Consider the following 14,592-nt stretch of genomic DNA (forward strand, 5'->3'; position numbering starts at 1 on the left):
CCGTACCGTGCGCCTCCACCACGTCCACCTCGGACGCCGACAACCCCGCGTCCGCCAGCGCCGCCCGGATCACCCGCTGCTGCGACGGACCGTTCGGCGCCGTCAGACCGTTGCTCGCACCGTCCTGGTTCACCGCCGAACCACGCACCACCGCCAGCACCGGGTGCCCCTTGCGCCGCGCGTCCGACAACCGCTCCAGCAGCAGCATCCCCACGCCCTCGGCCAGGCCGAAGCCGTCGGCGGCCGCCGCGAACGCCTTGCAGCGGCCGTCCGGGGCCAGACCGCCCTGACGGCTGAACTCCACGAGCATGCCGACCGTGGACATCACGGTCGCGCCACCGGCCAGCGCCAGCGAGCACTCGCCCGAGCGCAGCGCCCGTACCGCGAGGTGCAGCGCCACCAGCGAGGACGAGCACGCCGTGTCCACGGTGACCGCCGCTCCCTCCAGACCGAGGGTGTAGGCCAGTCGGCCCGACGCGACGCTCCCGGTGTTGCCGGTCAGCAGGTGGCCGCCTTCGTCGGCGCCCTGTTCGAGAGAGGGCCCGTAGTCCATGGTCATCGCCCCGACGTAGACGCCCGTCGGGGTCCGCCGCAGGGTGGCCGGAGCGATCCCGGCCCGCTCCAGCACCTCCCAGGTGGTCTCCAGCAGCAGCCGCTGCTGCGGGTCCATCGCCGCCGCCTCGCGCGGCGAGATGCCGAAGAACTCCGCGTCGAACTCGGCCGCACCGACGAGCGAACCCGCCTCCCGCTGGTAGTACCGGCCCGGCGTCCCCGGTGCGGGGTCGTACCGTCCGGCGGTGTCCCAGCCCCGGTCGTCGGGCAGCGCGGAGACGGCGTCGGCACCTGCCGACACCAGCTCCCAGAGCTCGTCGGGGCTGCCGACACCACCGGGGTAGCGGCAGCCCATGCCGACGATCACCACGGGGTCGTCGTCCTCGGCCCGCCGCACCGGCTCGTCCTCGTCGGTGTCCCGCTCGGGCCGGTCGCCGCCGATCCCGGCACAGAGGTACTCGGTCAGGGCCGCCGGGGTCGGGCAGTCGAAGACCACCGTCGCCGGGATGCGCAGCGCCGTCGCCGCGCTCAGCCGGTTGCGCAGCTCCACGGCGGTGACGGAGTCGAATCCCAGGTCGAGGAAGGCCAGTTCGGCGGGGACCGGCTCGGACCGCCCGGTCAGCGCGGCGATCTCCTCGCCCACCAGCCGTGCCAGTGCGGCACGCCGCTCCGGTACGTCCAGTCCGGCCAGCTCCGCGCGGAACGCGCTGCCGGCATCCCGGTCACCGCCTGTGCCGGCCGCGCCGTCCGGTCCGTTCGCGTCCGCCGGACCGGGCTCGGCGAGCGCTGCCAGGGCGGCCGCCGGCAGTTCCCGTACCCGGGCGTGCTGTTCGGCGGGCAGCGCGTCCCGTTCCGGGGTGACACCGTGCACGTACAGCTCGCCGAGCGAGGTCAGGAACCGGCCCGGGCCTCCCTGGTCCCGGCGCAGCGTCCCGAGGACGGCGGCCCGCGCACCGTGTTCCTCCGCGCAGTCCGCGAGGGCGGAGGTCAGCACGGTGTGCGGGCTGACCTCCAGCAGGACGTCGTGCCCGTCCCGCAGCAGGGCCCCGGTCGCCTGGTGGAACCCGACGGTGTTGCGCAGGTTGCGGCACCAGTAGTCGGCGTCCAGTACCGGGGCGTCCAGCCGTCCGCCGGTCACTCCCGAGTAGTAGGGCAGCTGAGGTGTGCGGGGCCGGATCGGTGCGAGGTCGGCGCGCATCCGGGGCACGATCGCGTCGATGTGGGGGGAATGGGCGGCCAGGCCCACCGCGATCCGCCGTGCGTGCAGCCCGTCCGAGGCCAGGTCGGCGAGGAGTTCGGCCGCGGCGTCGCGGTCGCCGGAGACGATCACGGACCGCGGGCCGTTGTGCGCGGCGACCACGAGGCGGCCGTCCCAGCGGCGCAGCCGCGGCTCGACCTCGTCGGCCGGGGCCAGCACCGAGACCATGTCGCCCTGCCCGGCCAGGGTCGCCTGGGCCTGGCTCCACAGGGCCACCACCCGCGCGGAGTCGTCCAGGGACAGCGCGCCGCAGACCGCGGCCGCGGTGACCTCGCCGACGCTGTGCCCGAGCACGGCAGCCGGTTCCACACCGTGGGAGCACCACAGCGCGGCGAGCGACACCGTCACGGCGAACAGCAGGGGCTGGACCACGTCGGCGCGGTCCCCGGCGGGTGCGCCCGGCGCGTCCGGGTCGCGGAGCACGTCGATCGGCGACCAGTCGACGAACGGTTCCAGGGCCTGCGCACACGCGTCCATCCGGTCGCGGAACACCGGGGAGGTGTCCAGCAGGTCCACCGCCATCCGGGGCCACTGCGCGCCCTGTCCGGGAAACACGAAGGCGACCCGGCGACCCGCCCCGGCGGTACCCTCCACCAGGCCGGGCATGCTCCTGCCGTCGGCGAGCGCGTCCAGCCGCCGCAGGAATCCGTCACGGCCGTCCGCCACCAGTGCCGCCCTCCGGCTCCCCTCGGAAGCGGTGCGCGCGAGGGTGAGCGCGATGTCCTGGGGGCTCCAGTCGTCACGACCGGCCAGGTAGGCGTGCAGGCCGCGCGCGCCGGCCGCCAGCGACTCCTTGCCGCTGCCGGCCAGTGTCCACAGCAGCGGTGCTTCTGTACCGTCGGGGTGCGCCATCGTGTGTTCGGACTCCTTCACGGCGAGCAGGACCATCAGTCACCGGACCGTGGCGGGGCGCCCGCTCCCACGGGTCGCGCGCCGACCGGGACGCCTTCGTCGTGCCCGGCGTGTACCGCCACCGGACCTGCGACATCGATCTTGCCCAAGGCGCATAGCGGCCCGATAGCGCGAACCGCGACACGACGCGGGTACGGGGAGCAAGCGGGTCGCGGAGCCGCTGGAGAGCCTGGCGCACCCTGTTGCGTGGCCGAGCCCGAACTCTCCGCCCGGACCGTACGGGACGGCTGGGTGCACCCCGGTGGCCTCGGCCAGGGCGCCCGTGACGTCGATGGTTGCTCCCCAGTGGGCCGAGGCGTTCTGTTCGGTGTCCGGGGCGGTGGCGTCGGTGGCGAGGACGGCCACGAACCGGGCGGGAGCGGCGGCGGAGACCGTGCGCCAAGGACCTGAAGCGGCGGTGAGTCAGCTCGTTGGTGTCAGCTCGTTGGTGGTACTGGTTTCACCATCGGACCGGGTCCTGGGCGCATGGCACGCACGGGTCGTGGTGCTCTAGGTTCGAGCCGTGAAGATTCCTCCCGGGCTGCGGCGCCCGGTCCTTCGGGCGCGGCGGGACACCGGCTTCCTGGCTGCCGGTGTCCTGCCGCACCTGGGGCTGGTTCCGGTGTGGAGCTGGGGCGCGACGACCTCCGTCCAGGGCGGGAACCGGCCGCTCGGGCTGGCCGCCTCAGCCGCCGTGATCCTGCTCGGCGTGCCGGTGCTGACGGCTGTTCAGCGGGCCCGGCACCGGGCGCTGCTCGGTGTGTTCCTCCCCCGGCCGGCGCCCGCGCCGGAGCGGCGGTGGCCGGGGGCGGCGGTCGCCCGTTGGCTCCGCGCGCCGCGTACCTGGCGGCAGCTCGGCTACCACCTCCTGCTGGGCCCGGTCCTGGCGGTGTCGGAACTGCTGGTGCTCATGGCCCTGCCTGTGGGCCTGGCGGGTGCCACCTGCTCCGCCTGGGCGTGGGGGCTGCCGGTGGAGGTGCGCCAGGAGTGGTTCGACTACACGACGCAACTGCCGGGCTACACGCTGGGCGGACTCCTCCTGCTCTGCGCTCTGCCATGGGTGGCGGGGGCGGCGGCCCGCGGTGAGTCGCGTGCGGCGATGGCTCTGCTCGGGCCCAGTCCGGCCCAGCAACTCCGCGAGCGGGTGGACGAGTTGGACCAGAGCCGCACCGACCTGATCGAGGCCGTCGACGCCGAGCGTCGCCGGATCGAGCGCGATCTGCACGACGGCACCCAGCAGCGGCTGGTCTCGCTCGCGGTCAACCTGGGCCTGGCGATGGCCACCCAGCCCGACCTGTCGCCCGGAGCCCGCGAAGCGCTCGCCGCGGCCCACCTGGAGGCCAAGCAGGCGATCGAGGAACTCAACGACCTGGTCCGGGGTCTGCATCCGGCCGTGCTCGAGGACCGGGGCCTGGACGCGGCGCTGTCCGGACTGGCCGCCCGGGCGCCCCTGCCGGTACGCCTGCGGGTCGATCTGGCGGAGCGGGCGGCACCCGCCGTGGAGTCGGTCGCGTACTTCGTGGTCTCGGAGGCGCTGACCAACGTGACCAAGCACGCCCGCGCGACGCGGGCCGAAGTGACCGTCCGGCGGGTCGGTAAGGTACTGCGGGTGAACATCACCGACGACGGGCTGGGCGGGGCCGACGCCCGCGCCGGCACGGGACTGGGCGGGCTGGCCAAGCGGGTCGGCTCCCTCGACGGCACCCTGCAGGTCAGCAGTCCCGTCGGCGGACCGACCACAGTGACGGCGGAGTTGCCGTGCGAGCGGTGATCGCCGAGGACTCGGTGCTGTTGCGGGTCGGCCTGGTCAAGGTGCTGGAGATGGGCGGGTTCGAGGTCGCCACCGAAGTCGGGGACGGCGAGGCCCTGCTGGCGGCGGTGGCGGAGCACCGGCCCGAACTCGCGCTGGTCGACGTCCGGATGCCGCCGGGCTTCACCGACGAGGGGGTGCGCGCCGCGGTGGAGATCCGTCGGCGCTGGCCGGGGACTGCGGTGGTGCTGCTGTCGCAGTACGTGGAGGAGCGGTACGCGGCCGAGCTGCTCTCCACCAACGCCGGCGGCGTCGGCTACCTGCTCAAGCAGCGCGTCGCCGATGTGGCGGAGTTCGTGGCGGCGGTGCGGCGGGTGGCGGAGGGCGGCACGGCACTGGATCCGCAGGTCGTCTCACAACTCCTGCTGCGCCGCGACCTGGACCCGCTGGAACGGCTGACCCCGCGCGAACGCGACGTCCTCGGCGTCATGGCCGAGGGCCGCTCCAACGCCGGCATCGCGCAGGCACTGACGGTCGGCGAGAGCGCGGTGGCCAAGCACATCAACAACATTTTCGCCAAACTCGACCTCCCCACCGCCGACGCGGACCACCGCCGCGTCCTCGCGGTGCTGAGGTTCCTGGCGGCCTCGGGAACCTGAACGGCCGCCCCCCGGGCCCGAGGGCCGCTGCGACCGACCGGACCGAACCTAGTACTCGTTCTTGATGACGAAGAACGAACCGCGGATCGTCCCGGCGAGCTTGGACTTCTGGCGGGCGAACTTGAACCGCTGGGCGAGTGCCTCCGGGACCTCCATTCCCTCCGAGAGTTTGAAGCCGACCGCCCGCTTCTTGGCGTCCTCGACGGTGTACATCACGTTCACCGACAGGCCGCTCTCGTAGAAGACGTAGGCCATCCTGATGCCCTCGACCTCGAAGGCCGTGGCTTCGAGGGGCCGGGACGCGATGACGATCTCGCGTTCCTCCAGCAGGATCCGGTGCACCCAGTCGACGGCCTCGGCGGCGTCCTGCGCGGGCTCCACCGTGAAGACGTGGCCGTACTTGTTCCGGAAGTACCGGGCCTCGTTCGCCCGCAGGCCGGCGAGCGCGTCCGCGACGGGGGACGACTCCAGGCCGACGGTCGACACGGTCTCGAAGTCCACGGTGTAGGTCATGGCGGGTTCCTCCGCATGGGCACGGGCAGGGGCACGGGCAGAGCAGGGCAGGGAAACGGGCAGGGCAGCGGCTTGGACGGGCGGGGGCCTTCCGGGCGGTGATCCTATGCCGCGGCCCCGGCGACGGCGGGTCCATCGGGCCCGGGAGGGCGCGTGTTTCCGTCCCTCGGCGGCACGCCACCGACATCCCGGCTCAGGTGTTGGGGGTCGCGCAGCAGTCGGCGGGCGTCGGCCCCCGTCGGAGAGCCGACCGAGAGCATTCGACCATGATCACGCCAAGCTCCTATGCTGGAGCGATGTCCAACAGCACCCCTCCTACCCTGCTCTTCGTCATCGGCCCGGCCGCGGTCGGCAAGATGACGGTGGGCGGATCGATCGCCGAGCGCACGGGTTTCCGGCTCTTCCACAACCATCTGACCATCGAGCCGCTGCTCCGGCTGTTCCCCTACGAGTCACCGCAGTTCCAGCGCCTGAACCACGCCTTCCGCGAGCAGATCCTGGCCGAGGCCGCCGCCTCGGACCTGCCCGGGCTGGTGTTCACCCTGGTCTGGGACTTCGAGGACCCCGAGGACGCGGCACTGGTCGAACGGTACGCGGCCCCCTTCCGCGAGCGCGGCGCCCGGGTGCTGTTCCTGGAGCTGAGCGCCGACCAGGACGTGCGGCTGGAGCGCAACGCAGGCGAGTCGCGGCTCTCGGAGAAGGCGTCCAAGCGCGACCTCGCGTGGTCCAACGCCAACCTGGTCGACATGGACACCAGGTTCCGGCTCAACTCCGTCAACGACTTCGCGCACATGCCCGAGGCGCACCTGCTGATCGACAACACCCACCTGGAACCGGACGCGGTCGCCGGGCTCGCGGTGGCGCACTTCGGCCTCTGAGCGCGTCGGGCCCGATGGCCGGGTGCTTCCGGTCTGGATCCGGCCATCGGGCCCGACGCGCGGCACGGGCCGGCACCCCGGGTGGGGTTCCGGCCCGTGCCGCGGCGCATCCGCGTCAGTCCTTGCTGAAGTAGCCGAACAGGTCGGCGACCGCGTGGGTCGACCCCGCGTGGTTGTACAGGTTGAACCCGCGGCGCTCGTCGACCCGGGTGGTGACGTGGTTGGCCACGACACCGCCCCGGACCACGTTGACGTTGCTGGCGATCGTTCGAACGCCCGCCCAGACCGACAGGTGGGTGTCCGTGGTGGGCTGGACCGCCGTGACGTTCAGCACGAGCGCGTCGGGGTTCACCCCGCCGTCCAGGCCCGGCGGCAGCCCGACGGACGTGGACCGGTCGGAGCCGATCACGCCCGGGTACGACTGCCGGGTGTCGAGCAGCCGGGCCGGGCGCACCGGGGTGAACAGGTCGGCGCCGTAGGTGTCGTAGTAGCCGGCGATGTCGACGACGACGTGGGTGGAGCCGTCGTTGTTGTCGATGGCGACGCGGCCGTCGGCGCCGATCGGGACGACCACCTGGTTGGCGACGGTCCGACCGGCGGCGTAGTTGACACTGCTGGTGCCCGGCCGGGGCGTGCCCGACGCGTGGGCGGTGAGGAAGCTGTCCCGCTCGCCCTCGGTCGCGGTGATGTTGAGGACGGCCGCGGTGGCGGAGGACGGCACCCCCGCGTTCCCGCCCACCTGGACGGCGAGCACGTCGCCGCCGCCCAGCGGGCTGCCGGTGTCGCGGGTGTCGACCAGCCGCTGCGGGAGCATCGCGGTGAAGCGCGCCCCGTCGTTCGGCCGGTAGTAGCCGGACAGGTCGGCCACCACGTCGGTGGCCCCGGCACTGTTGCGCAGGGTCACGGTGCCGTCGGCGTTCACCGGGACGGTGACCAGGTTGGAGACGATCTGGCCGGGTGTGAAGTTCAGATTGGAGGTGCCGGGCGCGGGATCACCGGCCGGCCAGACGTCCAGGTGGCCGCTGTCCGTGGGCGTGACGGCCGTGAGGTTGAGCACGACCGCGGTGGTGCCGGCCGGGATCCCCGGGACGGTGAGGTCCTTCTGCTCGCCGTGGCCGAAGGGCGCGGCGCTCCCGCCGCCGAGGCCGGTCCGGGTGTCCAGTACCCGGGTCGGCGGCACGGCGACGTAGCCGCCCGCCGGGTAGCGCACGTGCGCCTGCGCCCGGCCGGTGACGCGGTGGCCGTTGGGCGCGGTGGCCGTGACGGTGATGTACGGTTCCGTGCCGGGCCTGGTGTACACGTGGTTCACGGCCTGACCGGTGCCGGAGGCGGTCGGCGAGCCGTCGCCGAAGTCGACGCGGTAGCTCAGCTCCGTCGGCCAGTTGAGGACCGGCTCGGGCGTCAGCGAGACGGCCAGGGGCGCGGCCCCGGCGAGGACGGTCGGCCCGAAGCCGAAGGATTCGACGGCCTGCATCTCCAACGCCCCGCGGTCGCGCGGGCCCTGCCCCGCCGGGGAGGTGACGAGGGGGTTGTCGGCCTCGGGCCGCTGCCACAGGTCGGAACCGGCCCAGGGCGCGGTCGGGTCACCCGAGTCCAGGGCGGGCGAGCCCGCGAGCGGCGTGCCGTTCCGGTCGAGCTGCGGGTCGCCGTGGTACTCGTGGGCGCCCTGGCCGGTGGCGGCCCGGAGCTCGGCGGCCGAGGAGTAGGCCGTTCCGGACCAGCGGTAGGCCGCCGTTCCGGCGTCGGCCCAGACGATGTTGTAGTCGAGGGTGAGCCTCTCCGCGGCCGCGTCCGCCACCGCGATCTCGGCGGGCGAGGATCCGGCCGGGCAGACCGTCGGGTCCGCACCGGGCCGTACCTTCGCGACGATGTTGTTCTCGACCAGCGAGCCGGACGAGGCACCGGTGAGGGCGATGCTGTTGCCGCAGGCCCCGGTCACGTCGTTGTTGGTGATCTTCGTACCGGGGGCGTCGACGACAGTGATGCCGGTGCCACCGGTGTTCTCGATCCGGTTGGCCGTGACCAGGGTGCCCCGGGCGCCGGAGGCGACCTCGATCCCGCCGAACGGCGCGTAGTCGAAGTTGTTCTGCTGGACGGTGACGTCCTCGGAGGAGTTGCGGACGGACACCTGGGGCCGCGACGGCATGCCGTTCAGGAGCTCCGGGTGGAATGTGCTGTCCGTGATCCGCACCCGGGTCGACGCGTCCGCGGCGACCGCGGTCCCGAGCCCGCTGAAGGTGAACTTCCGGAGCTCCACGTCGTGGACGCCGGAGAAGAGGAAGCCCGTCTCGGTCCCGGTTGCCTGGTAGGGGGAGGTCAGCAGGACCCCGTTGTTGTACCTACCGAGGGCACCGGCCGCGAAGACGATCGGCCGGTCCGGCGTGCCCGAGCGGCGCACGGTCACCCGCTCACGGTAGACACCCCCGGTGACCAGGACCGTCTGACCGGGCTGGACCACGTCGGCGGCGGCCTGGATGGTGCAGAACGGGTACATGGCGCTGCCGTCGGGCTGAGGCGCGCAGCCGTTCTGATCGACGTACAGCGTCGGCCGGTCGGCCGCACCGGCCTCGCCCGGCGCGACGACGCCGAGACCGACGACGGCGATCGCCGCCAGCCCGGCGAATGCTCGCTTGTCCAAGGAATCCCCCCAGAGGTTCTTGTCCGCGGTCGACATGACCGGCTGTCATCTCGAACACGCGCACGACGCAGGAGATCATCGCGGATCGCACCCGAAGTGTCACGCGGGATCGGGCGCGGCGGCCCCGGACGCACCCGTCGAGGAGTGGACGGGAGCAGTGGGCGGCAGGACCGACCTCGCACCCCGTCGCACAGCAGCGTGTTCGCCCGTGAGATGGTTGCTGACATGACAGATGGCGCGAGTGCGGACAGCGCGGTGGTACTCGAGACGGATCGCCTGCTGCTCAGGCCCTGGCGGGTGGCCGAGGCCGTCGTCCAGCGTGAACTGTGGACCGAACGTGATCCACGCGTGCCGCCGCACCGCCGGATCGACGCGGACGGGCATCCCACGGTCGCGGAGCTCGAGGATTCGATCCGCACCAACGAGCTGTGGTCGAGCGGGTTGCTGGCGGTCGAGCGGAAGGCCTCGCACGACGTCATCGGCTACTGCGGGCTGGTGGACACCGGGCGAGGAGCGGCCGGGGAGCCGGAACTGGCGTTCGAGCTACTGCGCCGGGTCTGGGGTCAGGGATACGCGACCGAGGCCTCGTTGGTGGTTCTGGACTGGGCGAGGTCGTCCGGACACGAACGCCTGTGGGCCACGGTCTGGGACTGGAACACCGCTTCTCGCCGCGTTCTGGCCAAGGTCGGGTTCACCGAGACCGAGCGCAAGGAAGTGGACCCGGAACGCGGGACCACCCTGTTCACCACGAGACGGCTCTGACACACCCGATGGATGCTGTTGGTGATCTTCATGAGCGACGGGTTCGAGTCCCGTCGTTCAGTTGTTGACACAGGTGCTGGAAGCGGGTGGTCGGGCCCCTTCGGTCGGTTGATCCGCCATCGTCGCGGTGCTGGCTGAGGCGGATGACGTTGGTTCCGGCCGCGGTGAGAACGTGCTGGAGGCGAGTCTTCGCGGTGCCGCGATAACGGCAACGCACCCACATCGCAGCTGTGCCCCGAGGATTGCTCGCCCGTGCCATCCGTGCGGTCAGCGGCGGGATCTCCCGCCCGGACCATGAACCCATCGCCACCGCAGTCCACCCCTCTGATCCGCCCGATCTCCAGGCCAGGACAGCAGACAGGCACGGGCACAATCAGCCGAAAGGCGACAACACCACTCGCGCCAGTGAAGATCACCAACAGCATCCCCGATGTGACGATCGACCGACGGCCCGGGGCTTCGGAAACACTCCAATGCGATTAGGGTACCCTAACGGCACCAACTCCCCCAGGCGTCGGTACCGTTGTCGACCCGTCATCCTTCGCCCGTTGCCCGAGGCGTAACTAGGGCCACCGGGTTCCGCTACCGGGTGCGGAGCTCCACGCCGTCGACCAGGAGGCGCAGCCCCAGCTCGAAGCCCCGGTCGTCGAGCTCCGTGGCACCGCTCCCGTCGGCGTAGGCGCCGTCGAGGGCGTCCGCGAGCGCCGGGTACTCGGGCCGGTAGCCGGCCGGTTCGCGGGTGAAGCCGGCGCCGAAGGTCTCCAGGGCCGAGCCGAGGACGAGGAAGTCCAGGGCCGCGGCGACCTCGGCCGCGTCCGCCGGACCGAGGCCGGCCCGGCCGAGGAGGGCGAGCAGCGCGTCGTAGCCGCGCAGGGCGTTGTCCGCCACGACGCGGCGGCGGGCGAGCAGCGAGACCGCGTTCGGGTGCCGGACGAAGACGGCGCGGTAGCCGCGCGCGTAGGCGGCCAGGCCGGAGCGCCAGTCGGCGTCGCCCAGCGGCTCGTGGTCGATCTCGCTGTTGACCAGCTCGGAGACGGTGTCGACCAGGGCGTCCTTGCTCTCGATGTGGTTGTAGAGCGAGGCGGCCTTGACCCCGAGCCGTTCCGCCAGCGCCCGCATGGTGAGGCCGTCGGGGCCCTCCTCGTCCACCACCTGGAGCGCCGCGCGCGCGATCCGCTCGCGGGTCAGCAGTGCCTTGCTCGGTCGGCCCACCGACAGATCCCCTCTTCCGCTCTTCCTGTTCGGGGGCTATGGTGCCAGATCAACAGCGGACGCTAACAAAGTTAGTTTTATCTGGAGGGCGCAGCACGTGGCCGAGAACACCCCGACCGACGACGACCGGCTGGCAGCACTCGGCTACCGGCAGGAGCTGAGACGCAGCCTGAACGTGCTCGGCAACATCTCCATGGGCTTCGCCGTCGTCTCCCCGGTCGTCGGCCTGTACGCGGCCGTCCAGGTCGGCATGGGCGTCGCGGGCGGGGCCTGGGTCTGGGCGCTGCCGCTGTGCCTGCTCGGGCAGTGCCTGGTCGTCGCCGTCTACTCCGAGCTCGCCTCGCAGTGGCCGCTGGCCGGCGGCGCCTACCAGTGGAGCAAGCGGCTGGCCGGTCCGGGCGTCGCCTGGCTGAGCGGCTGGCTGTGGCAGTTCGCCGTGATGTTCGGCAACACCACCGTGGCCTACCTCGCCTCCCCCTGGCTGTTCGCGCTCTTCGGCGCCGTCCCCACACCCGCCGAGCAGGTGCTCGCCTCGGTCGGCTTCGTGCTCGCCTGCACCCTGGTCAACGCCTACGGCATCAACCTGCTGCGCCGCTTCGTCGGCCTCGGCATCGCCGCCGAGGCGGTCGCCTCCGTCGTGGTCGGCCTCACCCTGCTGCTGTTCTTCCGGGAGCACGGCTTCGGCCTGCTCACCGACATGCTGGACGCGCCGAAGGCCCTGGGCATCAGCGACACCGGCGCCGTGCTCGCGGCCGTGGCCGTCGCCGGCTGGGCGTTCATCGGCTTCGACGCCTGCGTGTCGACCGCCGAGGAGACCAAGGACGCCGAACGGCAGGTGCCCCGGGCCATGTGGTGGTCGCTGCTCGCGGTCGGACTCGTGGTGATCCTCAACGCGGTCGCGGTCGCGCTCGCCCACCCGGCCCCCGCCGAGGTGGTCGCCCGCCAGGACCTCGACCCGGTCACCACCGCCGTCACCCACGCCTTCGGCGGCTGGGCCGACAAGCCCTTCGTCCTGGTCGTCCTGATCAGCTTCACCGCCTGCCTGATGGCCTCCCAGGGCGGCGCCGCCCGCGGCCTCTACTCGCTCGCCCGCGACGACGTCTTCCCCTTCTCCCGCCACGTCCGCAAGGTCAACCGGCACCGGGCACCGATCGGCGGCCTGGTCGCCGCCTCGCTGGTCAGCTGCGCCGCGCTGCCGCTCGGGCTGAGCACCTCGGCCATCGGCAGCCTGATCACCTTCGGCGGCGCCGCCACCTTCGTGCCGTTCTTCCTGCTCACCCTCGTCGCCCTGACCGCGCGGCTGCGCGGGCGCTGGACGCCCGCCGGCGCGGTCCGCTACGGGCGCCTCGGCACCCCGCTGAACCTGCTCGCGGTGCTGTGGACCGGCTTCGAGGTGGTCAACATCTGCTGGCCGCGCGCCGTCCTCTCCCCGGCCGGGGCGCCGTGGTACCAGATCTGGGCGGCACCGCTCGGCGTCGGCACGGTGACCCTGGCCGGCCTCGGCTACCTGCTCGCGCGCCGCCCCGACCGGCGGATGGGCGAGGCCGACCGGGACCGCCCGCACACCGAGGAGCTCGCACCCGCCGTCGTCTAGTCCCTCCGACCCCCGGGCTCTCCGGCGCCCCGGCCTCCCGGCCGGGGCGCCTCCGGCCCGTTCACCTGCTCACCTGTTCCATCGAACCTTCCGCTTCCACCGAACCACCTTGGAGACGAACCCCATGACCCACCCGTTCGACGTCGTCGAGACCGGTATCGCCGACCTGCGGGCCGCGCTGGAGACGGGCCGCACCACCGCGGTCGGCCTGCTCGACGCCTACCTCGCGCGGATCGAGGCGTACGACCGTCCCGGCACCGCCACCGCGCTCAACTCGCTCGTCGTGATGAACCCGGACGCCCGCGCCGACGCCGAGGCCTCGGACGCCCGGCGCGCCCGCGGCGAGAGCCTCGGCCCGCTCGACGGCATCCCCTACACCGCCAAGGACAGCTACCTCGCCAAGGGCCTGACCGCCGCCGCCGGCTCCCCCGCGTTCGAGCACCTGGTCGCCCAGCGCGACGCCTTCGCGATCGAGCGGCTGCGCGCCGCCGGCGCCGTGCTCATCGGCCTCACCAACATGCCGCCGATGGCGAACGGCGGCATGCAGCGCGGCGTCTACGGCCGCGCCGAGAGCCCCTACAGCGCCGACTGGCTGACCAGCGCCTACGGTTCCGGCTCCTCCAACGGCTCGGGCACCGCCACCGCCGCCTCCTTCGGCGCGTTCGGACTCGGCGAGGAGACCTGGTCCTCGGGCCGCGCGCCCGCCTCGTACAACGCCCTGTGCGCCTACACCCCCAGCCGGGGCGTGATCTCGGTGCGCGGCAACTGGCCGCTCGTCCCGACCATGGACGTCGTCGTCCCGCACACCCGCACCATGGCCGACCTGCTCGAACTGCTCGACGTCGTCGTCGCCGACGACCAGGACACCCGCGGCGACCTGTGGCGGACCCAGCCCTGGGTGCCGATCCCCGCAGCCTCGACGGTCCGGCCGGACTCCTACCCGGCGCTCGCCCCCGCCGACACCTCGGCGGCCCGGGCAGCGCTCGCCGGCAAGCGCGTCGGCGTGCCCCGGATGTACATCAACGCCGACCCGGACGCCGGGACCAACCCCGAGGGCGGCATCGGCGGCCAGACCGGCGAGCGGATCGACACCCGCGCCTCGGTGATCGACCTGTGGCAGGAGGCCCGCCGCGACCTGGAGGCCGCCGGTGCCGAGGTCGTCGAGGTCGACTTCCCCGTGGTGACCAACTACGAGTCCGACCGCCCCGGCGCGCCGTCCCTGAAGACCCGGGGCCTGATCGGCGCCGACTTCCTGGACCGCGAGATCCTCGACCTCTCCGCCTGGGCCTGGGACGACTTCCTGCGCGCCAACGCGGACCCCGCCCTCCCGAGCCTCGCCGAGGTCGACGCCGACCGCATCTGGCCCAAGCACCAGGGCGAACTGCCCGACCGCTACGCCGGTTTCGACGACACGATCACCGACTACCCGACCCAGGTGCGCGAGCACCCCTACGCCTCGGTCACCGAGATCCCGCTCCTGGAGCAGGGCCTGCGCGGGCTGGAGGAGACCCGCCGGATCGACCTGGAGCAGTGGATGGACGGACTCGGCCTCGACGCCGTGGTCTTCCCCGCCGTCGCCGACGTGGGCCCGGCCGACATGGACGTGAACGAGGCCTCCGCGGACCTCGGCTGGCGCAACGGCGTATGGGTCGCCAACGGCAACCTCGTGCCGCGCCACCTCGGCATCCCGACCGTCACCGTGCCGATGGGCACCATGGCCGACATCGGCATGCCGGTGGGCCTCACCTTCGCGGGCCGCGCCTACGACGACACCGCCCTGCTGCGCCTGGCCGCCGCCTTCGAGGCCACCGGCGACCGCCGCACCACCCCGCCGCGCACCCCGCGCCTCCCGGCGGCCTGACCGACCGGCGGCGCCGGTCCCGCC

10 protein-coding genes are annotated in these 14,592 nt (G+C 72.9%); 6 read left to right on the forward strand and 4 right to left on the reverse strand.

The window, feature by feature from the left end:
* The coding region (locus BI06_RS39080) for a type I polyketide synthase (protein WP_149030637.1) at positions 1–2,662 on the reverse strand (2,662 nt) is incomplete at its 3' end.
* 562 nt (positions 2,663–3,224) lie between these two features.
* On the opposite strand from BI06_RS39080, the gene BI06_RS39085 reads away from it, so the two are divergent.
* Positions 3,225–4,472, forward strand: coding sequence for a sensor histidine kinase (locus BI06_RS39085; protein ID WP_043476521.1), 1,248 nt, complete (start codon positions 3,225–3,227; stop codon positions 4,470–4,472).
* The gene (locus tag BI06_RS39090) at positions 4,460–5,110 is read left to right on the forward strand and encodes a response regulator transcription factor (RefSeq protein WP_030398516.1); all 651 of its coding nucleotides are present in this window, start codon (positions 4,460–4,462) and stop codon (positions 5,108–5,110) included. The genes BI06_RS39085 and BI06_RS39090 overlap by 13 nt, the downstream gene beginning before the upstream one ends.
* A 48-nt stretch (positions 5,111–5,158) precedes the next feature.
* Here the strand turns inward: BI06_RS39090 and BI06_RS39095 are convergent, their stop codons facing one another.
* Positions 5,159–5,623: a hypothetical protein gene (locus BI06_RS39095; protein ID WP_043476522.1), complete on the reverse strand. Its 465-nt coding sequence runs from the start codon at positions 5,621–5,623 to the stop codon at positions 5,159–5,161.
* A 296-nt stretch (positions 5,624–5,919) separates the two neighbouring features.
* Between BI06_RS39095 and BI06_RS39100 the strand changes: the two genes are divergently transcribed.
* The gene (locus tag BI06_RS39100) at positions 5,920–6,501 is read left to right on the forward strand and encodes an AAA family ATPase (protein ID WP_030398518.1); all 582 of its coding nucleotides are present in this window, start codon (positions 5,920–5,922) and stop codon (positions 6,499–6,501) included.
* A 115-nt stretch (positions 6,502–6,616) separates the two neighbouring features.
* Here the strand turns inward: BI06_RS39100 and BI06_RS39105 are convergent, their stop codons facing one another.
* The gene (locus BI06_RS39105) at positions 6,617–9,139 is read right to left on the reverse strand and encodes a right-handed parallel beta-helix repeat-containing protein (RefSeq protein WP_149030626.1); all 2,523 of its coding nucleotides are present in this window, start codon (positions 9,137–9,139) and stop codon (positions 6,617–6,619) included.
* A 225-nt stretch (positions 9,140–9,364) separates the two neighbouring features.
* On the opposite strand from BI06_RS39105, the gene BI06_RS39110 reads away from it, so the two are divergent.
* The gene (locus BI06_RS39110; RefSeq protein ID WP_043476772.1) at positions 9,365–9,901 is read left to right on the forward strand and encodes a GNAT family N-acetyltransferase; all 537 of its coding nucleotides are present in this window, start codon (positions 9,365–9,367) and stop codon (positions 9,899–9,901) included.
* A 582-nt stretch (positions 9,902–10,483) separates the two neighbouring features.
* Here BI06_RS39110 and BI06_RS39115 read toward each other — a convergent pair.
* Positions 10,484–11,113 carry a TetR/AcrR family transcriptional regulator gene (locus BI06_RS39115; RefSeq protein WP_043476525.1) on the reverse strand — a complete coding sequence of 210 codons (630 nt, stop codon included), beginning with the start codon at positions 11,111–11,113 and terminating at the stop codon, positions 10,484–10,486.
* 97 nt (positions 11,114–11,210) lie between these two features.
* On the opposite strand from BI06_RS39115, the gene BI06_RS39120 reads away from it, so the two are divergent.
* Both BI06_RS39120 and BI06_RS39125 read left to right on the forward strand, forming a co-directional pair.
* On the forward strand, positions 11,211–12,707 hold the full coding sequence (locus BI06_RS39120) for an APC family permease (RefSeq protein WP_037782999.1): 1,497 nt from the start codon (positions 11,211–11,213) through the stop codon (positions 12,705–12,707).
* A 124-nt stretch (positions 12,708–12,831) separates the two neighbouring features.
* Positions 12,832–14,568: an amidase gene (locus BI06_RS39125; protein WP_030398522.1), complete on the forward strand. Its 1,737-nt coding sequence runs from the start codon at positions 12,832–12,834 to the stop codon at positions 14,566–14,568.
* The last annotated feature ends 24 nt before the right edge of the window (positions 14,569–14,592 follow it).

This window comes from Kitasatospora sp. MBT66 (genome assembly GCF_000710405.2).
In the GTDB taxonomy this organism is placed as follows: domain Bacteria; phylum Actinomycetota; class Actinomycetes; order Streptomycetales; family Streptomycetaceae; genus Kitasatospora; species Kitasatospora purpeofusca.